General features: G+C 58.4%; 21 protein-coding genes. 18 read left to right on the top strand and 3 right to left on the bottom strand.

Translation table 11 applies throughout. From position 1 onward, the window contains the following. The 10 genes from nuoE to nuoN all read left to right on the top strand — a co-directional run bounded on the left by nuoE (position 1) and on the right by nuoN (position 11,915). Complete coding sequence (nuoE, locus tag ACOTXR_RS08745; protein WP_014884636.1) at positions 1 to 501, top strand: NADH-quinone oxidoreductase subunit NuoE; 501 nt, start codon at positions 1 to 3, stop codon at positions 499 to 501. Continuing rightward, entirely contained in the window at positions 498 to 1,835 is a 1,338-nt protein-coding gene (gene nuoF, locus ACOTXR_RS08740; protein WP_003861487.1) for an NADH-quinone oxidoreductase subunit NuoF, read from the top strand. Before nuoE ends, nuoF begins: the two co-directional genes overlap by 4 nt. Before the next feature lie 54 nt (positions 1,836 to 1,889). Continuing rightward, positions 1,890 to 4,613 (top strand): NADH-quinone oxidoreductase subunit NuoG, encoded by a 2,724-nt coding sequence (gene nuoG, locus ACOTXR_RS08735; protein ID WP_058691109.1) that lies wholly within the window; start codon positions 1,890 to 1,892, stop codon positions 4,611 to 4,613. Beyond that, positions 4,610 to 5,587, top strand: a complete 978-nt coding sequence (nuoH, locus tag ACOTXR_RS08730; protein ID WP_008500211.1) for an NADH-quinone oxidoreductase subunit NuoH — start codon at positions 4,610 to 4,612, stop codon at positions 5,585 to 5,587. The genes nuoG and nuoH overlap by 4 nt, the downstream gene beginning before the upstream one ends. A gap of 13 nt (positions 5,588 to 5,600) precedes the next feature. Further along, positions 5,601 to 6,143, top strand: coding sequence for an NADH-quinone oxidoreductase subunit NuoI (gene nuoI, locus ACOTXR_RS08725; protein ID WP_003861491.1), 543 nt, complete (start codon positions 5,601 to 5,603; stop codon positions 6,141 to 6,143). Between the two features lie 10 nt (positions 6,144 to 6,153). Continuing rightward, a complete protein-coding gene (gene nuoJ, locus ACOTXR_RS08720; protein ID WP_008500212.1) occupies positions 6,154 to 6,708 on the top strand; it encodes an NADH-quinone oxidoreductase subunit J in 555 nt (184 codons plus the stop codon). After that, positions 6,705 to 7,007 (top strand): NADH-quinone oxidoreductase subunit NuoK, encoded by a 303-nt coding sequence (gene nuoK, locus ACOTXR_RS08715; protein ID WP_003861496.1) that lies wholly within the window; start codon positions 6,705 to 6,707, stop codon positions 7,005 to 7,007. Before nuoJ ends, nuoK begins: the two co-directional genes overlap by 4 nt. Continuing rightward, the gene (gene nuoL / locus ACOTXR_RS08710) at positions 7,004 to 8,845 is read left to right on the top strand and encodes an NADH-quinone oxidoreductase subunit L (protein ID WP_014884634.1); all 1,842 of its coding nucleotides are present in this window, start codon (positions 7,004 to 7,006) and stop codon (positions 8,843 to 8,845) included. Before nuoK ends, nuoL begins: the two co-directional genes overlap by 4 nt. Positions 8,846 to 8,921: 76 nt before the next feature. After that, entirely contained in the window at positions 8,922 to 10,451 is a 1,530-nt protein-coding gene (gene nuoM, locus ACOTXR_RS08705) for an NADH-quinone oxidoreductase subunit M (protein ID WP_014884633.1), read from the top strand. A gap of 6 nt (positions 10,452 to 10,457) precedes the next feature. After that, positions 10,458 to 11,915, top strand: a complete 1,458-nt coding sequence (nuoN, locus tag ACOTXR_RS08700) for an NADH-quinone oxidoreductase subunit NuoN (protein WP_014884632.1) — start codon at positions 10,458 to 10,460, stop codon at positions 11,913 to 11,915. Between the two features lie 93 nt (positions 11,916 to 12,008). On the opposite strand, the gene ACOTXR_RS08695 is transcribed toward nuoN, so the two are convergent. After that, entirely contained in the window at positions 12,009 to 13,013 is a 1,005-nt protein-coding gene (locus ACOTXR_RS08695; protein WP_058691108.1) for a chemotaxis protein, read from the bottom strand. A gap of 64 nt (positions 13,014 to 13,077) precedes the next feature. After that, a complete protein-coding gene (rbn, locus tag ACOTXR_RS08690; protein ID WP_058691107.1) occupies positions 13,078 to 13,995 on the bottom strand; it encodes a ribonuclease BN in 918 nt (305 codons plus the stop codon). A 71-nt stretch (positions 13,996 to 14,066) separates the two neighbouring features. On the opposite strand from rbn, the gene ACOTXR_RS08685 reads away from it, so the two are divergent. The 8 genes from ACOTXR_RS08685 to menE all read left to right on the top strand — a co-directional run bounded on the left by ACOTXR_RS08685 (position 14,067) and on the right by menE (position 21,978). Next, on the top strand, positions 14,067 to 14,528 hold the full coding sequence (locus tag ACOTXR_RS08685; RefSeq protein ID WP_058691106.1) for a GNAT family N-acetyltransferase: 462 nt from the start codon (positions 14,067 to 14,069) through the stop codon (positions 14,526 to 14,528). Positions 14,529 to 14,581: 53 nt separating this feature from the next. After that, a complete protein-coding gene (elaB, locus tag ACOTXR_RS08680; protein WP_008500219.1) occupies positions 14,582 to 14,887 on the top strand; it encodes a stress response protein ElaB in 306 nt (101 codons plus the stop codon). A gap of 86 nt (positions 14,888 to 14,973) precedes the next feature. Beyond that, positions 14,974 to 16,269 (top strand): isochorismate synthase MenF, encoded by a 1,296-nt coding sequence (gene menF, locus ACOTXR_RS08675; RefSeq protein WP_058691105.1) that lies wholly within the window; start codon positions 14,974 to 14,976, stop codon positions 16,267 to 16,269. An 88-nt stretch (positions 16,270 to 16,357) separates the two neighbouring features. Next, entirely contained in the window at positions 16,358 to 18,028 is a 1,671-nt protein-coding gene (gene menD, locus ACOTXR_RS08670; protein ID WP_058691104.1) for a 2-succinyl-5-enolpyruvyl-6-hydroxy-3-cyclohexene-1-carboxylic-acid synthase, read from the top strand. Then, a complete protein-coding gene (menH, locus tag ACOTXR_RS08665) occupies positions 18,025 to 18,801 on the top strand; it encodes a 2-succinyl-6-hydroxy-2,4-cyclohexadiene-1-carboxylate synthase (RefSeq protein ID WP_047026919.1) in 777 nt (258 codons plus the stop codon). The genes menD and menH overlap by 4 nt, the downstream gene beginning before the upstream one ends. Further along, the gene (gene menB, locus ACOTXR_RS08660) at positions 18,798 to 19,655 is read left to right on the top strand and encodes a 1,4-dihydroxy-2-naphthoyl-CoA synthase (RefSeq protein WP_013098093.1); all 858 of its coding nucleotides are present in this window, start codon (positions 18,798 to 18,800) and stop codon (positions 19,653 to 19,655) included. The genes menH and menB overlap by 4 nt, the downstream gene beginning before the upstream one ends. Next, a complete protein-coding gene (gene menC / locus ACOTXR_RS08655) occupies positions 19,655 to 20,620 on the top strand; it encodes an o-succinylbenzoate synthase (protein WP_058691103.1) in 966 nt (321 codons plus the stop codon). Before menB ends, menC begins: the two co-directional genes overlap by 1 nt. Next, positions 20,617 to 21,978 carry an o-succinylbenzoate--CoA ligase gene (gene menE, locus ACOTXR_RS08650; protein ID WP_045268975.1) on the top strand — a complete coding sequence of 454 codons (1,362 nt, stop codon included), beginning with the start codon at positions 20,617 to 20,619 and terminating at the stop codon, positions 21,976 to 21,978. The genes menC and menE overlap by 4 nt, the downstream gene beginning before the upstream one ends. On the opposite strand, the gene ACOTXR_RS08645 is transcribed toward menE, so the two are convergent. After that, a complete protein-coding gene (locus ACOTXR_RS08645; RefSeq protein ID WP_014884623.1) occupies positions 21,979 to 23,493 on the bottom strand; it encodes a tripartite tricarboxylate transporter permease in 1,515 nt (504 codons plus the stop codon). Positions 23,494 to 23,503 lie beyond the last annotated feature (10 nt).

The raw sequence follows: 23,503 nt of genomic DNA, 5'->3' as shown, positions 1-23,503 counted from the left end.
ATGCACGAGAATCAACAACCACAAACCGAGGCTTTTGAGCTGAGTGACGCAGAGCGTGCCGCCATTGAGCACGAGATGCACCACTACGAAGACCCGCGTGCGGCGTCCATTGAAGCGCTGAAAATCGTACAGAAACAGCGTGGTTGGGTGCCGGATGGGGCGATCTACGCGATCGCAAAAGTGCTGGGTATTCCGGCCAGTGACGTAGAAGGCGTAGCCACGTTCTACAGCCAGATCTTCCGTCAGCCGGTGGGCCGCCATGTGATCCGCTACTGTGACAGCGTGGTCTGCCACATTACCGGTTATCAGGGCATTCAGGCTGCCATTGAGAAGAAACTCAATATCAAGCCGGGCCAGACCACGTTCGATGGTCGCTTTACTCTGCTGCCAACCTGCTGCCTGGGTAACTGCGACAAGGGGCCGACCATGATGATTGATGAGGATACTCACAGCCATCTGACGCCGGAAGCGATTCCTGACCTGCTGGAGCAGTACAAATGAAAACTGTAATTCGTACTGCTGAGACGCATCCGCTGACCTGGCGTCTGCGTGATGATAAACAGCCGGTATGGCTCGACGAATACCAGAGCAAAAACGGCTATGCCGGTGCGCGTAAAGCCCTTGGCGGCATGGCGCCGGACGACATCGTTAACGCGGTGAAAGAGTCGGGTCTGAAAGGCCGCGGCGGCGCAGGTTTCTCCACCGGTCTGAAGTGGAGCCTGATGCCGAAAGACGAATCCATGAACATCCGTTACCTGCTGTGTAACGCGGATGAAATGGAGCCGGGCACCTATAAAGACCGCCTGCTGATGGAACAGCTGCCGCACCTGCTGGTGGAAGGCATGCTGATCTCCGCGTTTGCGCTGAAAGCCTACCGTGGCTACATCTTCCTGCGCGGTGAGTACATCGAAGCGGCGGAAAACCTGCGTCGTGCGATTGCCGAAGCCACCGAAGCCGGCCTGCTGGGTAAAAACATCCTGGGCACGGGTTTTGACTTCGAACTGTTTGTGCACACCGGTGCCGGGCGATATATCTGCGGTGAAGAGACCGCGCTGATTAACTCCCTGGAAGGCCGCCGCGCGAACCCGCGTTCCAAGCCACCGTTCCCGGCAAGCTCCGGCGTATGGGGTAAACCGACCTGCGTCAATAACGTTGAAACCCTGTGTAACGTTCCAGCTATCCTCGCCAACGGCGTGGAGTGGTATCAGGGCATCTCCTCAAGCAAAGATGCCGGTACCAAGCTGATGGGCTTCTCCGGTCGCGTTAAAAATCCTGGCGTCTGGGAACTGCCGTTCGGTACCACCGCACGTGAAATTCTTGAAGACTACGCTGGCGGCATGCGTGATGGCCTGAAATTCAAAGCCTGGCAGCCGGGTGGGGCAGGGACAGACTTCCTGACCGAAGCCCATCTTGACCTGCCAATGGAATTCGAAAGCATTGGTAAAGCAGGCAGCCGTCTGGGTACGGCGCTGGCGATGGCCGTCGACCACGAGATCGGCATGGTCTCGCTGGTGCGTAACCTGGAAGAGTTCTTTGCCCGCGAGTCCTGCGGCTGGTGTACACCTTGCCGTGACGGACTGCCGTGGAGCGTGAAGATCCTGCGTGCTATCGAACGCGGCGAAGGTCAGCCGGGCGATATCGAGACACTTGAGCAACTGTGTCGATTCCTTGGCCCTGGTAAAACCTTCTGTGCCCACGCACCGGGTGCCGTCGAGCCGCTGCAGAGCGCGATTAAATATTTCCGCGACGAATTCGAAGCAGGCATCAAGCAGCCGTTCAGCAATACCCATTCTATCAATGGGATTCAGCCGAACCTGCTGAAAGCACGCTGGTAAAGACAGAATTTTGATTAACGCTCGGTTACGACCGAGCCAACTGGAAGCATGCTAATGGCTACGATTCATGTAGACGGCAAAGAATACGAAGTCAACGGGGCGGACAACCTTCTGGAAGCTTGTCTGTCTCTTGGCCTCGATATTCCGTACTTTTGCTGGCATCCGGCGCTGGGCAGCGTCGGTGCTTGCCGCCAGTGTGCGGTGAAGCAATATCAAAACGCGGAAGACACGCGTGGTCGCCTGGTGATGTCCTGTATGACGCCAGCCACCGAAGGCACCTTTATTTCGATTGATGACGAAGAAGCCAAACAGTTCCGCGAAAGCGTGGTGGAGTGGTTGATGACCAACCACCCGCACGACTGTCCGGTCTGTGAAGAGGGCGGTAACTGCCACCTTCAGGATATGACCGTAATGACAGGTCACAGCTTCCGTCGCTATCGCTTTACTAAACGTACCCACCGTAACCAGGATCTGGGGCCGTTCATCTCTCACGAAATGAACCGCTGCATCGCCTGCTACCGCTGCGTGCGTTACTACAAAGACTACGCAGACGGTCAGGATCTGGGCGTGTATGGCGCGCATGACAACGTCTACTTCGGTCGCCCGGAAGACGGAACGCTGGAAAGCGAGTTCTCCGGTAACCTGGTAGAAATCTGCCCGACCGGCGTATTCACGGATAAAACTCACTCCGAGCGTTACAACCGTAAATGGGACATGCAGTTTGCGCCTAGCATCTGCCAGCAGTGTTCCCTCGGCTGTAACACCAGCCCGGGTGAGCGTTACGGCGAACTGCGTCGTATCGAAAACCGTTACAACGGTACCGTTAACCACTACTTCCTGTGCGACCGCGGTCGTTTCGGCTATGGCTATGTGAACCTGAAAGACCGTCCGCGTCAGCCGGTTCAGCGCCGTGGCGATGACGTCATTACCCTGAACGCTGAGCAGGCGATGCAGGGCGCAGCAGATATTCTGCGTCAGTCGAAGAAAGTGATCGGTATCGGCTCCCCGCGCGCCAGCATCGAAAGCAACTTCGCGCTACGCGAGCTGGTTGGCGCGGATAACTTCTATACCGGTATCGCCGAGGGCGAGCAGGAACGTCTGCAGCTGGTTCTGAAAGTGCTGCGTGAAGGCGGTATTCATACCCCTGCGCTGCGCGAAATTGAATCCTACGATGCGGTTCTGGTGCTGGGTGAAGACCTGACGCAGACGGGCGCACGCGCGGCTCTGGCGGTTCGTCAGGCGGTGAAAGGAAAAGCACGTGAAATGGCTGCCGCGCAGAAAGTGGCTGACTGGCAGATTGCGGCGATCCTGAACATCGGTCAGCGTGCGAAGCATCCTCTGTTTGTGACCAACGTCGACAACACCCGTCTGGACGATATCGCTGCGTGGACCTACTGCGCGCCGGTTGAAGATCAGGCACGCCTTGGCTTTGCCATCGCCCACGCGCTGGACAACAACTCTCCCGCCGTTGAACTGGATCGCGATCTGCAAAACAAGGTTGACGTGATTGTTCAGGCCCTGGCAGGTGCGAAGAAACCGCTGATTATTTCCGGTACCAACGCCGGTAGCGCGGAGATCATTCAGGCGGCAGCTAACGTGGCGAAAGCGTTGAAAGGCCGTGGTTCAGACGTTGGTGTGACCATGATTGCCCGTGCGGTGAACAGCATCGGTCTGGGTATGATTGGCGGCGGCTCGCTGGAAGCGGCGTTAAGCGAACTGGAGTCTGGTTCTGCGGATGCCGTTGTGGTGCTGGAAAATGACCTGCATCGCCATGCTTCTGCCGCTCGCGTTGACGCCGCGCTCTCCAAAGCGCCGCTGGTCATGGTCATCGACCATCAGCGCACCGCGATCATGGACAAAGCACACCTGGTGCTCTCTGCGGCAAGCTTCGCAGAAAGTGACGGTACCGTTATCAACAACGAAGGTCGCGCACAGCGTTTCTTCCAGGTCTATGATCCGGCGTACTACGACAGCAACACCGTGATGCTGGAAAGCTGGCGCTGGCTGCACTCCCTGCACAGCACCGTACAGAGCCGTGAAGTGGACTGGACGCAGCTTGACCACGTTATCGACGCGGTGGTGGAAAAACTGCCTCAGCTGGCGGGCATTAAAGATGCAGCCCCTGAAGCAAGCTTCCGTATTCGCGGCCAGAAACTGGCACGTGAACCGCACCGCTACAGTGGCCGTACCGCAATGCGTGCCAACATCAGCGTACACGAACCGCGTCAGCCGCAGGATAAAGACACCATGTTCGCCTTCTCAATGGAAGGGAACAACCAGCCGTCTGCGCCGCGTTCGCAAATCCCGTTCGCATGGGCTCCGGGCTGGAACTCTCCGCAGGCGTGGAACAAGTTCCAGGCTGAAGTGGGCGGTTCCCTGCGCCACGGCGATCCGGGCGTGCGTCTGATTGAAGCGTCTGAAACCGGTCTGGATTTCTTCACGACCGTGCCAGCAAGCTTCCAGGCCCAGGACGGTAGCTGGCGTATTGCGCCGTACTACCATCTGTTCGGTAGCGACGAGCTGTCCCAGCGTTCACCTGTCTTCCAGACCCGTATGCCGCAGCCGTACATCAAGCTCAACCCGGCGGATGCCGCAAAGCTTGGCGTTAACGCGGGTGCGAACATTGCCTTTAGCTATGACGGCCAGACCATCAGCCTGCCGCTGATTATCTCTGAAAGTCTGACAGCAGGGCAGGTGGGGCTGCCGATGGGTATGCCAGGCATCGCGCCGGTTCTGGCGGGTGCGCGTCTTGATAATCTGCAGGAGGCAAAAGCATGAGTTGGTTAACGCCGGATCTTATCGACATCCTGCTGAGCATTCTGAAAGCGATTGTTATCCTGCTGGTGGTGGTCACCTGCGGCGCGTTCATGAGCTTCGGTGAACGTCGTCTGCTCGGTCTGTTCCAGAACCGTTACGGACCGAACCGCGTGGGCTGGGGTGGTTCACTCCAGCTGGTCGCGGACATGATCAAGATGTTCTTTAAAGAGGACTGGATCCCGCGCTTCTCGGACCGCGTGATCTTTACGCTGGCGCCGATGATCGCCTTCACCTCGCTGCTGCTGGCATTTGCTATCGTTCCCGTTAGCCCGACCTGGGTGGTCGCTGACCTGAACATCGGCATTCTGTTCTTCCTGATGATGGCAGGCCTCGCGGTTTACGCGGTCCTGTTCGCAGGCTGGTCCAGTAACAACAAATACTCGCTGCTGGGTGCGATGCGTGCTTCCGCGCAGACGCTGAGCTACGAAGTGTTCCTGGGACTCTCCCTGATGGGCGTGGTGGCGCAGGCCGGTTCATTCAATATGACCGACATCGTCAACAACCAGGCTGACATCTGGAATGTTATCCCGCAGTTCTTTGGTTTTATTACCTTTGCTATCGCGGGCGTGGCAGTGTGTCACCGTCACCCGTTTGACCAGCCAGAAGCCGAACAGGAACTGGCCGACGGTTACCACATTGAATATTCCGGTATGAAGTTCGGTCTGTTCTTCGTGGGCGAGTACATCGGTATCGTCACCATTTCCGCGTTGATGGTAACGCTGTTCTTTGGTGGCTGGCATGGCCCGTTCTTACCGCCGTTCATCTGGTTCGCGCTGAAAACCGCGTTCTTCATGATGATGTTCATTTTGATTCGCGCAGCGTTACCGCGTCCACGTTATGACCAGGTAATGTCCTTCGGCTGGAAAGTGTGCCTGCCGCTGACGCTCGTCAACTTGTTGGTAACGGCAGCTGTCATTCTCTGGCAGCAGCCATAAGGGGCTATAGACCATGACCTTAAAAGAATTACTGGTAGGCTTCGGTACCCAGGTACGCAGTATCTGGATGATCGGCCTGCACGCGTTTGCCAAACGCGAAACCCGGATGTACCCGGAAGAGCCGGTATATCTGCCGCCGCGCTACCGTGGTCGTATTGTGCTGACGCGCGACCCGGACGGTTCCGAGCGCTGCGTTGCCTGTAACCTGTGTGCGGTAGCGTGTCCGGTCGGCTGTATCTCTCTGCAGAAAGCAGAGACGGTAGATGGCCGCTGGTACCCTGAGTTCTTCCGCATCAACTTCTCACGCTGCATTTTCTGCGGTCTGTGTGAAGAAGCGTGCCCAACCACGGCGATTCAGCTGACTCCAGACTTCGAGCTGGGTGAGTACAAGCGTCAGGACCTGGTGTACGAGAAAGAGGATCTGCTGATTTCCGGTCCGGGCAAATACCCGGAATATAACTTCTACCGGATGGCGGGTATGGCAATCGACGGCAAAGATAAGGGCGAAGCAGAGAACGAAGCTAAGCCTATCGACGTCAAGAGCCTGTTACCGTAAGGAGAGGGCAATGGAATTCGCTTTTTATATCTGTGGCCTTATCGCCATCCTGGCTACGCTGCGAGTGATTACGCACACCAATCCGGTGCATGCGCTGCTGTACTTAATCATCTCGCTGCTGGCTATCTCCGGGGTGTTCTTCGCACTGGGCGCGCACTTCGCCGGTGCGCTGGAAATCATCGTCTACGCCGGGGCCATTATGGTGCTGTTCGTGTTCGTGGTGATGATGCTGAACCTGGGCGGCTCTGAAATTGAGCAGGAACGTCAGTGGTTAAAACCGCAGGTGTGGATTGGCCCGGCAATTTTGTCGGCCATCATGCTGGTTGTGATTGTTTACGCCATTCTGGGCGTGAACGATCAGGGCATCGACGGCACGCCGATCGGCGCTAAAGAGGTGGGTATCACGCTCTTTGGCCCATACGTTCTGGCGGTGGAACTGGCCTCTATGCTGCTGCTGGCAGGCCTGGTGGTTGCTTTCCACGTTGGTCGCGAAGAGCGTGCTGGCGAGGTGCTGAGCAACCGCACTGACGACCGCGCGAAAAGAAAAACGGAGGAGCGCGCATGATCCCCTTAACACATGGACTGATCCTCGCTGCGATTTTATTCGTTCTGGGTCTGACCGGTCTGGTTATCCGCCGCAATCTGCTGTTTATGCTGATCGGTCTGGAAATCATGATTAACGCCTCCGCGCTGGCCTTCGTGGTCGCCGGAAGCTACTGGGGCCAGACCGATGGTCAGGTGATGTACATTCTCGCCATCAGCCTCGCGGCTGCTGAAGCGAGTATTGGCCTGGCGCTGTTGCTGCAGCTCCATCGTCGCCGCCAGAATCTGAACATCGATTCAGTAAGTGAGTTGCGTGGATGAACATGCTTGCCTTAACCATTATTTTTCCGCTGATTGGCTTCGTGCTGCTGGCGTTTTCTCGCGGCCGCTGGTCTGAGAATCTGTCTGCGACCGTGGGCATTGGCTCAATCGGTCTGGCTGCGCTGGTCACAGCGTATGCGGGGATCGACTTCTTTAACAACGGACGTCAGCCTTTCAGCGTGCCGCTGTGGACCTGGATGTCGGTCGGTGATTTCAACATCGGCTTCAACCTGGTGCTGGACGGCCTCTCGCTGACCATGCTCTCCGTGGTCACCGGCGTTGGCTTCCTGATCCACATGTTCGCCTCCTGGTATATGCGCGGTGAAGAGGGTTACTCCCGCTTCTTCGCCTACACCAACCTGTTTATCGCCAGCATGGTGGTTCTGGTGCTGGCCGATAACCTGCTGCTGATGTATCTGGGCTGGGAAGGCGTGGGTCTGTGTTCTTACCTGCTGATTGGCTTCTATTACACCGATCCGAAGAATGGCGCAGCGGCCATGAAAGCGTTCGTCGTGACCCGCGTGGGTGACGTCTTCCTCGCTTTCGCGCTGTTCATTCTTTACAACGAACTGGGCACGCTGAACTTCCGCGAAATGGTGGAACTGGCGCCAGCGCACTTCGCTGCAGGCAACAACATGCTGTGGTGGGCAACGCTGATGCTGCTGGGTGGCGCTGTGGGTAAATCCGCACAGCTGCCGTTGCAGACATGGCTGGCCGACGCGATGGCGGGTCCAACCCCTGTCTCCGCGCTGATCCACGCCGCGACCATGGTCACCGCCGGTGTCTACCTGATTGCGCGTACCCATGGCCTGTTCCTGATGACCCCGGAAATTCTGCATCTGGTGGGTATCGTCGGTGCGGTCACGCTGGTGCTGGCAGGCTTTGCTGCGCTGGTACAGACCGACATCAAACGCGTTCTCGCGTACTCCACCATGAGCCAGATTGGTTATATGTTCCTGGCGCTGGGCGTTCAGGCGTGGGACGCGGCCATTTTCCACCTGATGACGCACGCGTTCTTTAAAGCGCTGCTGTTCCTCTCATCCGGTTCGGTGATTCTGGCCTGCCACCACGAGCAGAACATCTTCAAGATGGGCGGACTGCGTAAGTCCATTCCGCTGGTGTATGTCTGCTTCCTGGTGGGCGGCGCGGCGCTGGCGGCACTGCCGCTGATCACCGCGGGCTTCTTCAGTAAGGACGAAATCCTTGCGGGTGCCATGGCGAATGGTCATATCAATCTGATGGTTGCGGGTCTGGTCGGTGCATTCATGACCTCCCTGTATACCTTCCGTATGATTTTCATCGTATTCCACGGTAAAGAACAAATTCACGCTCACGCAGGGAAGGGGATTACCCACCACCTGCCGCTGATTGTGCTGCTGGTACTGTCCACCTTCGTTGGCGCAATGATTGTGCCGCCGCTGCAGGGCGTACTGCCAGACACCACCGAGCTTGAGCACGGTCGCGTTCTGACGCTTGAAATCACCTCCGGTGTAGTCGCTATTGCGGGCATCCTGATTGCGGCATGGCTGTGGCTGGGCAAACGCACGCTGGTGACCGCCGTTGCCAACAGCGCGCCTGGCCGTCTGCTGGGCACCTGGTGGTACAACGCGTGGGGCTTCGACTGGCTGTACGACATGATCTTCGTTAAGCCGTTCCTGGGCATTGCGTGGCTGCTGAAGCGCGACCCACTGAACAGCCTGATGAATATCCCGGCGATCCTCTCCCGCTTTGCAGGTAAAGGCCTGCTGTACAGCGAGAACGGTTACCTGCGCTGGTATGTGGCGTCCATGAGCATCGGTGCGGTTGTCGTGCTGGCGCTGCTGATGGTGTTGCGTTGATCGTTAAGTGAATTTTATTCGAATTCGTTGAAAATCAGGCCCCTGCTGGGGGCCTTAAAAAGGAATGTAAATCGCCATGTTACTACCCTGGCTAATATTAATTCCCTTCATCGGCGGCTTCCTGTGCTGGCAGACTGAACGCTTTGGCGTGAAGATGCCGCGCTGGATCGCGCTGATCACCATGGGATTGACGCTCGCGCTTGGCCTGCAACTGTGGTTGCAGGGCGGTTATTCACTGACCCAGTCTGCGGGCATCCCGCAGTGGCAGTCTGAGTTCATCCTGCCCTGGATCCCACGTTTCGGTATCACCATCCACCTGGCGATTGACGGTCTGTCGCTGCTGATGGTGGTGCTGACCGGTCTGCTCGGTGTTCTGGCGGTACTCTGCTCCTGGCGAGAAATCGAAAAATACCAGGGCTTTTTCCACCTGAACCTGATGTGGATCCTGGGCGGCGTGATCGGCGTGTTCCTTGCCATCGACATGTTCCTGTTCTTCTTCTTCTGGGAGATGATGCTGGTGCCGATGTACTTCCTGATCGCGCTTTGGGGCCACAAGGCTTCCGACGGTAAAACGCGTATCACGGCGGCGACCAAGTTCTTCATCTACACCCAGGCGAGCGGTCTGGTGATGTTGATTGCCATTCTGGCGCTGGTGTTTGTTCACCATAACGCAACGGGCATCTGGACCTTCAACTACGAAGATCTGCTGAAAACCCCGATGTCACACGGCGTTGAATACCTGCTGATGCTGGGCTTCTTCATCGCATTCGCGGTGAAAATGCCGGTGGTTCCGCTGCACGGCTGGCTGCCAGACGCGCACTCTCAGGCACCCACTGCGGGTTCCGTTGACCTGGCGGGCATCTTGCTGAAAACCGCGGCCTACGGTCTGCTGCGTTTCGCGCTGCCGCTGTTCCCGAATGCGTCCGCTGAGTTTGCCCCGATTGCCATGTGGCTCGGTGTGATCGGTATCTTCTACGGTGCCTGGATGGCCTTCACGCAGTACGACATCAAGCGTCTGATTGCCTACACCTCCGTTTCCCACATGGGCTTCGTGCTGATTGCCATCTACACCGGCAGCCAGCTGGCGTACCAGGGCGCGGTGATCCAGATGATTGCACACGGTCTGTCCGCTGCCGGCCTCTTCATCCTGTGTGGTCAGCTGTACGAACGTCTGCACACGCGTGACATGCGCATGATGGGCGGTCTGTGGAGCAAAATTAAATGGCTGCCAGCGCTCTCCATGTTCTTCGCGGTTGCCACCCTGGGGATGCCAGGCACCGGTAACTTCGTCGGCGAATTTATGATTCTGTTCGGCAGCTTCAAAGTGGTGCCGGTGATCACCGTGATCTCCACCTTTGGTCTGGTGTTCGCTTCCGTCTACTCGCTGGCGATGCTGCACCGCGCTTACTTCGGTAAAGCGAAGAGCGAAATTGCTGCACAAGAACTGCCGGGGATGTCGCTGCGTGAGCTGTTCATCATCCTGCTGCTGGTCGTACTGCTGGTGCTGCTGGGCTTCTTCCCGCAGCCGATTCTGGATACCTCGCACAGTGCGATGGGCAACATCCAGCAGTGGTTTGTTAATTCTGCTTCTACTACAAGGCCGTAAATCGCCATGACAATAACTCCACAACAACTGATTGCGCTGCTACCGCTGCTGATCGTCGGATTGACGGTGGTGGTTGTGATGCTCTCCATTGCGTGGCGACGCAATCACTTCCTGAATGCCACGCTGTCGGTCATCGGCCTGAACGCCGCGTTAGTCTCTCTCTGGTTTGTTGGCCAGGGCGGTGCGATGGACGTCACGCCGCTGATGCGCGTTGACGGCTATGCCATGCTCTACACCGGTCTGGTGCTGCTGGCGAGCCTGGCGACCTGTACCTTTGCGTACCCATGGCTCGAAGGCTACAACGACAACAAAGAAGAGTTTTATCTGCTGGTTCTGATTGCCGCGCTGGGCGGCATTCTGCTGGCGAATGCTAACCATCTGGCCGCGCTGTTCCTCGGTATTGAGCTGATCTCTCTGCCGCTGTTCGGTCTGATTGGTTACGCCTTCCGTCAAAAGCGCTCTCTGGAAGCAAGCATCAAGTACACCATCCTGTCTGCTGCTGCGTCCTCGTTCCTGCTGTTTGGTATTGCGCTGCTGTACGCACAGTCCGGTAACCTCTCTTTCATGGCGCTCGGCAAGAGCCTCGGCGACGGCATGCTCCACGAGCCGCTGCTGCTGGCGGGTCTGGGCATGATGATTGTAGGCCTTGGCTTTAAACTCTCACTGGTTCCGTTCCACCTGTGGACACCAGACGTATACCAGGGCGCGCCTGCGCCGGTGTCGACCTTCCTGGCGACAGCGAGCAAAATCGCTATCTTCGGTGTGGTCATGCGTCTGTTCCTGTACGCGCCGGTGGGTGACAGTGAAGCGGTTCGCGTGGTGCTGGGCATCATCGCGTTCGTCTCCATCATCTTTGGTAACCTGATGGCGCTGAGCCAGACCAACATCAAGCGTCTGCTGGGCTATTCATCCATCTCTCATCTGGGCTACCTGATGGTGGCGCTGATTGCGCTGCAGAGCGGTGAAATGTCGATGGAAGCCGTGGGCGTGTATCTGGCCGGTTACCTGTTCAGCAGCCTCGGCGCCTTCGGCGTGGTGAGCCTGATGTCCAGCCCATACCGTGGCCCGGATGCCGACTCACTGTTCTCTTACCGTGGTCTGTTCTGGCACCGTCCGATCCTGTCCGCGGTGATGACCGTGATGATGCTCTCTCTGGCGGGTATCCCGATGACGCTGGGCTTTATCGGTAAATTCTACGTGCTGGCCGTCGGTGTGCAGGCACACCTGTGGTGGCTGACTGCCGGTGTGGTTATCGGTTCCGCGATTGGTCTCTATTACTACCTGCGCGTTGCCGTGAGCCTCTACCTGAGCGCGCCTCAGCAGCTCAACCGCGATGCGCCATCTAACTGGCAGTACAGCGCCGGTGGTATCGTAGTGCTTATCTCAGCCCTGCTGGTGCTGATCTTCGGTATCTATCCGCAGCCGCTGATTGATATCGTGCAGCGAGCGATGCCGTTGATGTAAAAACAAAAAACCCGCCTCGGCGGGTTTTTTTTATGGTTTTCTCCCTCTCCCTGTGGGAGAGGGCCGGGGTGAGGGCACCAGCCCGCACCAGACCTAAGCCAGCTGCTTGCGGCTAATCAACGGCCCATCAATCTTCTTCATCGAGCGATCCAGCACCTCTTCAATCACCGACGACAGCTCGTTCAGCTCAAACTTCGCCACGTACCCGTCCGCCTTCACCTTGCGAATATGGTCTTCGTTGGCGTTGCCGGAAAGGGAAGAGTGGATCACCACCGGAATATCCTTCAGTACCGGGTCGGTTTTGATTTTGCGCGTCAGCGTAAAACCGTCCATCTCCGGCATTTCGAGGTCGGTCAGCACCAGGGCAATCTTATCGGTGAGCGGCACACCTTCGGCCTGCGCCTGAGCGGCCAGCAGGCTAATTTTTTCCCACGCATCTTTGCCGGTGATATGCAGCTGCGCCGGGATCTCCATCGCCTGCAAACCTTTCTCCAGCATCGAGCGCGCCACTTTGGAATCTTCCGCCACAATCGCCACAGAACCCGGCTTGATGTTGAATTTAGTGGTCTTCAGATTCGTGGCGTGCAGGTCGTGATTCGCCGGGGTGATGTCATACAGGATCTGCTCAACGTCCAGCACCATCGCCAGTTCGTTGGTATCGGCCTTCTCGTCCAGGCAGGCAATACTGGTGATGTAGCGCCCGCTGACGGCAGTTTCCGCCGCGTGCACCTGCTTCCAGTCCAGACGCATGATGTTCTCAACCGACTCCACGGCAAACGCCTGCACGCTGCGGGCATATTCGGTAATCAGCAGGATGTTCAGCCCGGTGGTGGGTTTACAGCCCGCCACGGCGGCCAGATCGATCACCGGGATCACCTGATCGCGAATATTCACCATCCCCATCAGCGGAGACTTCATGCCGGCAGGTTTCGTGAACTCCGGCATCGGTACAATTTCGCGCAGCTTGAAAACGTTAATACCAAACAGCTCGGATTTGTTGTCGTTCAGAGAGGTGCCAAGACGGAACAGCAACAGTTCAAAACGGTTCGACAGGGTCAGATTCGCCCTGTCATCAATATCTTTCTGGAAATTATCCATTGTACCCTCGAGAGAAATGCTGGCCTTTTAATCGTTATCGGCATCCTGAGGGAAAAATGAAGGGCTAAACGCTGACCTTAGCGAAATCTTCGGCCAGCTCACATTCCGGGAACAGCGCCCGACACTCTGCCAGCAGGCTTTCGCACCCCCGCGCGTCGTAACGCGAGCTGACATGGGTGATAATGAGCCTGCCGACAGCTGCGTCACGGGCAAGCAGCGCCGCCTGACGCGTTGAGCTATGGCCCCGACTGTTGGCTTTCTCTTCCATCGCCGTCTCCAGCGTGGCTTCATGCACCATCACGTCCACGCCCTGAGCAAGCTGAACGGCGGCAGGGCACGGTGCCGTGTCACCAAAAATGGCCAGTTTTTTGCCCGGCTGAGGTGCGGCGAGATAATCCTGGCCGTTGATGATGCGCCCGTCCTCCAGCGTAACGTGCTCTCCGTGCTTCAGGCGCTGGAACAGCGGTCCAGGCTTTACGCCATCGGCGATGAGCGCGGCGGCATCCAGCGCGCCGGGTTTGTCGTGTTCCTCAATGCGGTAGCCATAGCACTCCACCGGATGATTAAGCGGTCGGGCGGTGACCTGATAATCCCCATCGTCGAAAACCAGGCCTTCGGTAATCTCAACGACCTCAAGCGGATAGTCGGTCCAGGAGCCGCTGAGGCGTAGCGCGGTTTCAACAAATTCCCGGATCCCCACAGGCCCATAAATCGTCAGCGGGTTGGCATTACCGGCCATTGAGCGGCTGCAAAGCAAACCGGGAAGGCCAAAAAGATGGTCGCCATGCAGGTGAGTGATGAAAATTTTATCCAGCTTGCCGGGGTGATAAGCGGTATGTAAAAGCTGATGTTGTGTCCCTTCACCACAGTCAAACAGCCATAGCCCGCCACGGGTGGGATGTTTAAGATCCAGCAGTATCGCGGTCACATTTCGTGATCGGGTTGGCACGCCAGCAGACGTCCCCAGAAAAATCAGTTCCATAATGCAATCAGCCCTTTGCCGAACGGGGAGGGGTTTAGTATAACGTGATGAACCCCAGGAAGGAGAAAGAGATGATCCAGTGGCAAGATTTACACCATAGTGAGCTCACCGTTCAGTCGCTCTACGCGTTGCTCAGACTGCGCTGCGAAGTGTTTGTGGTTGAACAAACCTGTCCGTATCAGGATATCGACGGTGATGATCTCACAGGGGAAAACCGTCATATCCTCGGCTGGAAGGATAACGAGCTGGTGGCGTATGCGAGGATTCTGAAAAGCGAGGACGATTTTGAGCCCGTCGTGATAGGTCGCGTCATTGTCAGCAACAAAGCACGGGGCGAAAAACTCGGCTATCAGCTGATGGAAAAAACGCTGGATGCGTGCCGGGAACAGTGGCCGGACAAGGCGTTATACCTGGGCGCGCAGGCGCACCTGCAACCCTTCTACGGCCATTTTGGTTTTACGCCGGTTACCGACGTTTATGACGAAGATGGCATCCCGCACATCGGCATGGCACGGGAAGTGAAACAGGCGTAATGGCACGTCGTTGTCTATAGTTAGCGGACTGGTGTACTAACATGGAGAAAAATATGTCATTTCAATCCTGGGATACCCGTATCGACGACGACCTGGCTTTGCTGAGCGAAACGCTGGAAGAGGTGTTACGTTCCTCGGGCGACCCTGCCGATCAGAAATATATTGAGTTAAAAGCCCGTGCTGAACAGGCGCTGCATGAAGTGAAAAACCGCGTCAGCCATGCGTCTGATACTTACTACTACCGTGCCAAAAAAGCGGTTTATCGTGCCGATGACTATGTCCATGAAAAACCGTGGCAGGGCATTGGGGTGGGTGCTGCCGTAGGGCTGGTGCTGGGTCTGCTGCTGGCCCGTCGTTAAGCCGCTTAACCACTCCCTATACGTGGGTACTGCTATTTATGTTCAGTACCCCGTATAATATGCGGTTTTAACAGGGAGAGGTTCGCGTGAATTCGATTTTCCTTGCGCTGGAGCAACTGCAAACCCAGCTTTCGCAAGCGTTACCCGCCACACCCGGCCTGCGTCATTTCGACGTCTCTTTCCCGTTAAACGACGCCTTCGATCCTCTCGCCTGGCTTGGCGAGCAGCAGTGCTATCCGCAATTTTACTGGCAGCAGCGTAACGGTGATGAAGAGCTGGCTGCGCTGGGGGCGGTCACCCAATTTTCCTCTCTGGCGCTGGCCTCACAGTTTTTGCGTGCAGAACATGCGCCAAAAGAGACGCGCATCTGCGGCCTCAACGCATTCAGCCCGGAGCAGGGCAGTCTTTTTCTGCCGCGCCTGCTCTGGCGACGTACCGCTGGCAACGCCACCTTGCGCCTGCAGCTGTGGAGTGATCGCTCGCTTCAGGACGACGCGCGCACTGCCCTGGAATTACTCCAGCAACTCCGTCCAGCCAGAGCCATTCGTCCGCTGTCTGTCCAGGTTGAGCGCGAAACGCACCTGCCGCAAAAACCGGAATGGTTGACCCTGATCGGCAAGGCGACGGAGACTATCGCGCGCGGCGATTTCGAAAAGGTCGTGCTTGCCCGGGCCACCGATCTGCTGTTTAAACAGCGGGTTAATCCTGTCGCACTGATGGCCGCCAGCCGCGCCCTGAATCTCAACTGCTATCATTTCTGCATGGTATTCGACGCCCGCAACGCGTTCCTCGGCTCCACGCCCGAGCGCCTCTGGCGGCGACGTGGCAAGCTGCTGCGCACCGAAGCGCTGGCGGGCACCGTCGCCAGCCATACGGATGATAAACAGGCGCAGCGCCTGGGCGAGTGGTTGCTGAATGATGATAAAAACCAGCGTGAAAATATGCTGGTCGTGGAAGATATCTGCCAGCGTCTTCAGCACCATACGCAGACGCTTGAGGTATTGCCTGCTCAGGTCGTCCGGCTGCGTAAAGTCCAGCATTTACGACGCTGTATCTGGACGGAGCTAAAACAGGCCGATGACGAATTGTGTCTGCATGTGCTCCAGCCGACAGCCGCCGTTGCCGGGCTTCCGCGACAGCCCGCGCGTGCGTTTATCCACAACGTTGAGCCTTTCAACCGCGAATGGTACGCCGGTTCGGCCGGGTATTTATCGCCCGATCAAAGCGAGTTCTGTGTGGCGTTGCGCTCGGCGCGCGTCCAGGATGACGCCCTGCGGCTCTACGCCGGGGCGGGCATCGTCAGCGGATCTGACCCGGAGCAGGAGTGGCAGGAGATCGAAAACAAAGCCGCTGGCTTGCGCTCTCTGCTCCTTAGGGATTAATACTGATTCGCGCAATCCCGATTCATATCAAAATTCCAATTTTTTCTATTATTTATACTGTGTCGCATTCTTGATACCGGACAATCTCATGTCAGTAAGTTCTTTTAACCGACGCTGGGCGGCGGTGATCCTTGAAGCCCTGACGCGCCATGGCGTCAGGCACGTGTGTATTGCACCGGGTTCTCGCTCAACGCCGCTGACGCTGGCGGCCGCCGAAAATCGGGCGTTGATTCATCACACCCATTTTGATGAGCGTGGCCTTGGGCATCTGGCGCTTGGGCTGGCAAAGGTCAGCAAAGAACCTGTGGCGGTGATTGTCACCTCCGGTACCGCCGTGGCGAACCTCTACCCGGCCCTGATTGAAGCGGGGCTAACCGGTGAAAAGCTGATCCTGCTGACGGCCGACCGTCCTCCTGAGCTTATCGACTGCGGAGCGAATCAGGCCATTCGTCAGCCGGGACTCTTTTCCTCGCATCCTTCGCAGACGGTTTCGCTGCCGCGTCCTACCCAGGATATTCCGGCAAGCTGGCTGGTCTCCACGGTCGATCACGCCATGGAGACATTGCGCAGCGGGGCGTTGCACATTAACTGTCCATTTGCCGAGCCGCTGTATGGCGAACTGGACGATACCGGCCTTGACTGGCAGCGCTCCCTCGGTAACTGGTGGCAGAGTGAAAAACCGTGGCTGCGCGGGCAAACGCATCTTGAGAGCGCGAAACAGCGCGACTGGTTCTTCTGGCGCCAAAAACGCGGCGTGGTAATTGCCGGGCGCATGAGCGCCGCCGAAGGCCGGCGGGTCGCCGAATGGGCGCAAACCCTCGGCTGGCCGCTGATTGGCGACGTGCTTTCCCAGACCGGTCAGCCGCTGCCGTGCGCCGATCTCTGGCTCGGGAATGCGAAGGCGGTCACTGAGCTTTCACAGGCGCAGATTGTGGTCCAGATCGGCGCCAGCCTGACCGGGAAACGCCTGCTGCAGTGGCAGGCGACCTGCACGCCGGAAGAGTACTGGCTGGTCGACCCGCTGGAAGGGCGGCTTGACCCGGCGCACCATCGCGGCCGCCGTCTGGTGAGCAACATTGAGAACTGGCTGGAACTGCATCCGGCGGAAAAACGTCAACCCTGGGCGGTGGCAATCCCCGAATTGTCTCGTCAGGCGTGGGAAATCACCAAAGCGCACTGTGAGACATTCAGCGAAGCCGGTCTGGCGCACCGTATTCGTCAGTATCTGCCTGAACAGGGCCAGCTGTTTGTCGGTAACAGCCTGGTGGTGCGTCTGATTGACGCCTTTTCGAAGCTGCCTGCGGGCTACCCGGTTTACAGCAACCGCGGCGCCAGCGGCATCGATGGGCTGATCTCGACGGCGGCGGGCGTGCAGCGCGCCAGCGCGAAATCGACGCTGGCGATCGTGGGCGATCTCTCCGCGCTCTACGATCTCAACGCGCTGGCGCTGCTGCGTCAGGCTTCCGCACCGTTTGTGCTGATCGTCGTGAACAACAACGGCGGGCAGATTTTCTCTCTGTTGCCAACGCCCCAGAGCGAGCGTGAGCGTTTCTATCTGATGCCGCAGAACGTGCAGTTTGAACATGCTGCGGCAATGTTCAGCCTGAAATATCACCGCCCGGAGAGCTGGGAACAGCTGGAAGCCGCGCTAAGCAGCGCCTGGAAGCAACCGGGCGCGACGCTGATCGAGCTGGTCGTGAACGATGCCGACGGTGCGCAGAGCCTGCAAAGCCTGCTGGCACAGGTGAGCCAGCTGTGATCCTCGCAGGCGTGCAGCAGACCGGAGAACCAGGCTATCCCTGGCTGGTCTTTTTGCACGGTTTTTCCGGAGACTGCCGCGAGTGGCAGGTTGTCGGGGAGACGCTGAGCGAGTATCCCCGGCTCTATCTTGACCTGCCGGGGCACGGTGAATCCCGGAATATTACCGTGACGGGGTTCGAGGAGATGAGTACGTTACTTACCCGAACTCTGATTAGTTACAACATACTTAACTACTGGATGGTGGGGTACTCCCTCGGCGGCCGCATTGCGATGTTTCACGCCTGCCAGCAGCCGAAGGGGCTGTTGGGCGTGATGGTTGAGGGCGGACATCCGGGCCTGCAGAACGCCGACGATCGCCATGCGCGGCGGGTATCCGACCACCGCTGGGCGACACGTTTTCGCACCGAACCGTTGGATAAGGTCTTTGCTGACTGGTACCAGCAGCCGGTGTTTGCCTCTCTCCCGGACGCTGAGCGGAAGGCGCTTATTACCCTGCGCAGCCAAAACAACGGCATAACGCTGGCGAAAATGCTTGAAGCGACCTCGCTGGCTGGGCAGCCGGATTTACGTCCCGCGCTCAGCACCCGCCATTTCTCTTTTGATTACCTCTATGGCGAACGTGATAAAAAGTTCGCGGCCCTTGCCGCCGAACTGCACGCTGTTAGCCATGCAATTCCAAACGCCGGACACAACGCCCACCGGGAAAACCCCGCTGCGGTCGCCGCGAGTCTGGCTCAGATACTGCGTCTTCGAACAAAGGACACTCTATGATCTATCCTGATGAAAACATGCTTTACGCGCCGGTCGAATGGCAAGACTGCTCCGAAGGCTACACCGACATTCGTTACCACAAATCCGCTGACGGCATCGCCAAAATCACCATCAACCGTCCGCAGGTGCGTAACGCCTTCCGTCCGCTGACCGTCAAGGAGATGATCCAGGCCCTGGCGGATGCTCGCTATGACGATAACATCGGCGTGATTGTCCTGACCGGCGAAGGTGAGAAAGCCTTCTGCTCCGGTGGCGATCAGAAAGTGCGCGGTGACTACGGCGGATACCAGGACGATGCGGGTACGCATCACCTGAACGTGCTCGATTTCCAGCGCCAGATCCGCACCTGCCCGAAACCGGTGGTGGCGATGGTGGCGGGTTACTCCATCGGCGGTGGTCATGTGTTGCACATGATGTGTGACCTGACCATTGCCGCCGAGAACGCCATCTTCGGCCAGACCGGTCCGAAAGTGGGCTCTTTCGACGGCGGCTGGGGCGCTTCCTACATGGCGCGCATCGTCGGGCAGAAAAAAGCGCGTGAAATCTGGTTCCTGTGCCGTCAGTACAACGCCCAGGAAGCGCTGGATATGGGCCTGGTGAATACCGTGGTACCGATTGCCGATCTCGAAAAAGAGACCGTCCGCTGGTGCCGTGAAATGCTGCAAAACAGCCCAATGGCGCTGCGCTGCCTGAAGGCGGCACTCAACGCTGACTGTGACGGTCAGGCGGGCCTGCAGGAGCTGGCGGGCAACGCCACCATGCTGTTCTACATGACCGAAGAGGGTCAGGAAGGACGCAACGCGTTTAACGAAAAACGCCAGCCTGATTTCAGCAAATACAAACGGAACCCGTAATGCGTCGCGCGCAGGTTTACCGCTGGCAGATACCGATGGACGCGGGCGTGGTGCTGCGTGAACGGCGGTTAAAAACCCGTGATGGCTTCTTTGTGTATCTTCAGCAGGGTGAGCGAGAAGGCTGGGGCGAGATTTCGCCGCTGCCGGGCTTTAGCCTGGAATCGCTCGATGATGCACAGGCTGCGCTGCTGGCGTGGGCAGGTGCGTGGCGTGAGGGCGCGAACCCGGCGTTGCCGGACGTGCCTTCTGCGGCCTTTGGTATCAGCTGTGCGCTGGCAGAACTGGAGGGCAGCCTGCCGGAAGAGGGCAATTACCGCGCGGCACCGCTGTGCACGGGCGACCCGGACGAGCTCTTTGCGTTGCTCTCCACCATGCCGGGCGAGAAAGTGGCGAAAATTAAGGTCGGTCTCTACGAAGCGGTGCGCGACGGAATGGTCGCCAACCTGCTGCTGGAAGCGATTCCCGATTTGCACCTGCGTCTTGACGCAAACCGCGCCTGGACGCCGCTTAAGGCGCAGCAGTTTGCGAAATACGTCAACCTGGCGTACCGCAGCCGCATCGCCTTCCTGGAAGAGCCGTGCAAAACCCGCGACGATTCGCGCGCGTTTGCTCGTGAAACGGGGATTGCTATCGCCTGGGATGAAAGCCTGCGCGAAGACGATTTTGAATTTATTGCCGAGCCGGGCGTCAGCGCAGTGGTGATTAAACCGACGTTAACCGGCAGCCTGGCGAAGGTCCGCGAGCAGGTTGCCGCGGCGCATGCGCTGGGTCTGACGGCGGTGATCAGTTCGTCGATTGAGTCCAGCCTTGGGCTGACCCAACTGGCACGTATTGCCGCCTGGTTAACGCCTGACGCTGTCCCCGGCCTCGATACGCTGAACCTGATGCAGGCTCAGCTTCTCCGCCAGTGGCCGGACAGCGCGCTGCCGTGCCTCAGCGTTGAGGCGCTGGAGCCGCTGCTATGAGTTTTACCGACTGGCCATGGCGGCACTGGTGTGCGCAGTTTGCCGACAAACCTGCTCTCAGGCTGAACGACGACGCGCTGAGCTGGCAACAGCTGTGCACGCGTATCGATCGTCTTGCCGCGGGCTTTCATCAGCAGGGGGTGGAGGAGGGTGACGGTGTTCTGCTGCTGGCCTATAACCACCCGCAAACGCTGATGGCATGGCTGGCGCTGCTCCAGTGCGGCGCGCGTATTCTTCCAGTGAATCCACAGCTGCCGCGTCCGCTGCTGGACGTGCTGCTCCCCCAGATGACCCTGCGCTTTGCGCTGGTGCTGGACGGCAGCTACGACGCTCTTCCTGCCCTGAGCATGCGTGAGCCAGCCGACGCGTACCGCGTTGCATGGCAACCGGCGCGGCTGGCCTCGATGACGCTCACCTCCGGCTCGACCGGGCTACCGAAGGCGGCGGTGCATACCTGTGCCGCCCACCTTGCCAGCGCACGCGGCGTGTTGTCGCTGATGCCCTATGGGGACAACGACGACTGGCTCCTTTCGCTGCCGCTGTTTCACGTTTCCGGTCAGGGAATTTTATGGCGCTGGCTGGTGGCCGGGGCACGCTTAACGGTGCGCGAGAAACAACCTCTGGAACAGGCGTTACGCGGCTGCACCCACGCCTCGCTGGTGCCGACCCAGCTCTGGCGTCTGCTTAATCGTCACAAGCCTGTTGCACTGAAAGCGGTGCTGTTGGGCGGGGCTGCAATCCCCGTTGATTTAACACAGCAGGCGCGCGAACAGGGTATTCACTCCTTCTGCGGTTACGGCCTGACCGAGTTTGCCTCTACCGTCTGTGCGAAAGAGGCAGACGGCGAGCAGGACGTAGGGTATGCGCTGCCGGGCAGAGAGGTGCAGGTCGTTGACGGTGAAGTCTGGATCAGGGCGGAAAGTATGGCTTCCGGCTACTGGCGGGACGGTGCGCTGATGCCGTTGACCAATGCGCAGGGATGGTTCGCCACCCGCGACCGTGGGGAATGGCATAACGGGCGACTGACGATTTTAGGCCGCATAGACAATCTCTTTTTCAGCGGAGGAGAGGGGATCCAACCGGAATCGCTGGAACGTGTTATCGCCGCACACCCGCAGATTAACCAGGTGTTTATCGTCCCGCTGGACGATGCCGAGTTTGGACAACGTCCGGTGGCGGTGGTGGAGTGCGAGCCGGGAACGGATATCGCGCAATTTCCTGACTGGATCCAGGGCAGACTGGCGCGCTTTGAGCAGCCGGTCCACTGGCTGGTACTGCCGGCTGAGCTAAAAAATGGCGGGATTAAGATCTCCCGCCAGGCGTTAAAACAGTGGGTGAATGCCCAGCTGTCGGCGTAATTATCCGATATCCGGCTCCGGTTTGCGCTGGCGACGGCGCAGCAGGCGTAATACCGGCGGCACCACAATCACCATGATTGCCAGCGCTAACAGGACCTTCGCGACGCTGCTGTCCCACAGGATCGACATATTGCCGTTACTGATGGACAGCGCGCGGCGCAGGTTCTGCTCCAGCATCTCGCCAAGCACGAACCCCAGAATCAGCGGTGACATCGGGAAGTGCATCTTACGGAGTATGTATCCCAGCACGCCCAGGACCACCATCAGCACCAGGTCAAACGTGGTGCTGTGCACCGCGTACACCCCTACAGCAGAGACGGCGGCAATCGCCGGGACCAGGAACCACAGGGGAATGGTCAACATGCGGGTGAACAGCCCAATCAGCGGGATATTCATCACCAGCAGCATCACGTTAGCGATCAGCAGGGCGGCAATCAGCCCCCAGACAATATCCGGCTGCTCGGTAAACATTGCCGGTCCCGGCGTGATGTTGTAGAGCGTCAGGGCGCCCATCATCACCGCCGTGGTGCCGGAGCCCGGTACGCCAAGGGTCAGCATCGGGATAAACGAGCCACAGGCCGAGGCGTTATTGGCCGCCTCAGGCGCCGCCACGCCGCGAATATCGCCTTTACCAAAGCTGTCGCTGTTGCCGCTGAGCTTTTTCTCGGTCATGTAGGTAATGGCGCTGGCGATGGTGGCCCCGGCGCCCGGCAGGATGCCGACAAAGAAGCCAATTACCGATGAGCGCAGCGTGGTGCCGATGCACTGCGCGCCCTCTTTAGCGCTAAAGAGCATCCGGCCGGTTTTGCGCACCAGCGTCTGCCCGCTGCTGGTATGTTCCAGCATCAGTAAGATTTCAGAGACAGAGAACAGACCAATCACGACCACGATAAACTGCACGCCGTCGGACAGGTGAACGCTGTCGAAGGTAAAGCGATAGACCCCGGTGTTGGCATCCACGCCGACGGTGGCTAACCCTAAGCCAATCAGCGCGGACAAAAACGACTTGAGCGGATTTTGCGCCATCATGCTGCCGAGACAGGCAATGGCAAACACCATCAGGGCAAAATATTCTGCCGGACCAAACGCCAGCGACCACTGGGCCAGCGCAGGCGCAAACAGAATGATGCCGCCAATGGCAACCAGCGAGCCAAAGAACGAACTGACCGCTGAAATGGAGAGCGCCACGCCCCCGCGACCCTGTCGCGCCATCGGATAGCCATCCAGCGCGGTCATGATCGCCGCCGCATCTCCCGGCACGTTAAGCAGGATCGACGAGATGCGCCCGCCATATTCACAGCCGATATAGACCGTTGCCAGCAGGATCAGCGCCGATTCCGCAGGCAGATGCAGGGCAAAGGCCAGCGGAAGTAAAATTGCTACCCCGTTGATCGGCCCAAGACCCGGCAGCAGGCCGACAATCGTGCCCACGAAACAGCCGATCAGGGCGATCACCAGGTTTTCCGGGGTCATCGCCACGGCGAACCCCTGTGAGAGGTAAATCCAGGTATCCATAGCGTGCTCC

The sequence above is a fragment of the Enterobacter cloacae complex sp. IR53030 genome (assembly GCF_049238365.1).
In the GTDB taxonomy this organism is placed as follows: domain Bacteria; phylum Pseudomonadota; class Gammaproteobacteria; order Enterobacterales; family Enterobacteriaceae; genus Enterobacter; species Enterobacter kobei.
Note: the sequence above shows the minus strand (reverse complement) of the source record. Positions and strands in the feature narration are given on the sequence as shown.

Excerpts from the sequence above, each read along its gene's own strand:
- nuoE (WP_014884636.1), top strand. The coding sequence starts at position 1 with ATGCACGAGAATCAACAACCACAAACCGAGGCTTTTGAGCTGAGTGAC.
- nuoF (WP_003861487.1), top strand. The coding sequence starts at position 498 with ATGAAAACTGTAATTCGTACTGCTGAGACGCATCCGCTGACCTGGCGT.
- nuoG (WP_058691109.1), top strand. The coding sequence starts at position 1,890 with ATGGCTACGATTCATGTAGACGGCAAAGAATACGAAGTCAACGGGGCG.
- nuoH (WP_008500211.1), top strand. The coding sequence starts at position 4,610 with ATGAGTTGGTTAACGCCGGATCTTATCGACATCCTGCTGAGCATTCTG.
- nuoI (WP_003861491.1), top strand. The coding sequence starts at position 5,601 with ATGACCTTAAAAGAATTACTGGTAGGCTTCGGTACCCAGGTACGCAGT.
- nuoJ (WP_008500212.1), top strand. The coding sequence starts at position 6,154 with ATGGAATTCGCTTTTTATATCTGTGGCCTTATCGCCATCCTGGCTACG.
- nuoK (WP_003861496.1), top strand. The coding sequence starts at position 6,705 with ATGATCCCCTTAACACATGGACTGATCCTCGCTGCGATTTTATTCGTT.
- nuoL (WP_014884634.1), top strand. The coding sequence starts at position 7,004 with ATGAACATGCTTGCCTTAACCATTATTTTTCCGCTGATTGGCTTCGTG.
- nuoM (WP_014884633.1), top strand. The coding sequence starts at position 8,922 with ATGTTACTACCCTGGCTAATATTAATTCCCTTCATCGGCGGCTTCCTG.
- nuoN (WP_014884632.1), top strand. The coding sequence starts at position 10,458 with ATGACAATAACTCCACAACAACTGATTGCGCTGCTACCGCTGCTGATC.
- ACOTXR_RS08695 (WP_058691108.1), bottom strand. The coding sequence starts at position 13,013 with ATGGATAATTTCCAGAAAGATATTGATGACAGGGCGAATCTGACCCTG.
- rbn (WP_058691107.1), bottom strand. The coding sequence starts at position 13,995 with ATGGAACTGATTTTTCTGGGGACGTCTGCTGGCGTGCCAACCCGATCA.
- ACOTXR_RS08685 (WP_058691106.1), top strand. The coding sequence starts at position 14,067 with ATGATCCAGTGGCAAGATTTACACCATAGTGAGCTCACCGTTCAGTCG.
- elaB (WP_008500219.1), top strand. The coding sequence starts at position 14,582 with ATGTCATTTCAATCCTGGGATACCCGTATCGACGACGACCTGGCTTTG.
- menD (WP_058691104.1), top strand. The coding sequence starts at position 16,358 with ATGTCAGTAAGTTCTTTTAACCGACGCTGGGCGGCGGTGATCCTTGAA.
- menB (WP_013098093.1), top strand. The coding sequence starts at position 18,798 with ATGATCTATCCTGATGAAAACATGCTTTACGCGCCGGTCGAATGGCAA.
- menC (WP_058691103.1), top strand. The coding sequence starts at position 19,655 with ATGCGTCGCGCGCAGGTTTACCGCTGGCAGATACCGATGGACGCGGGC.
- menE (WP_045268975.1), top strand. The coding sequence starts at position 20,617 with ATGAGTTTTACCGACTGGCCATGGCGGCACTGGTGTGCGCAGTTTGCC.
- ACOTXR_RS08645 (WP_014884623.1), bottom strand. The coding sequence starts at position 23,493 with ATGGATACCTGGATTTACCTCTCACAGGGGTTCGCCGTGGCGATGACC.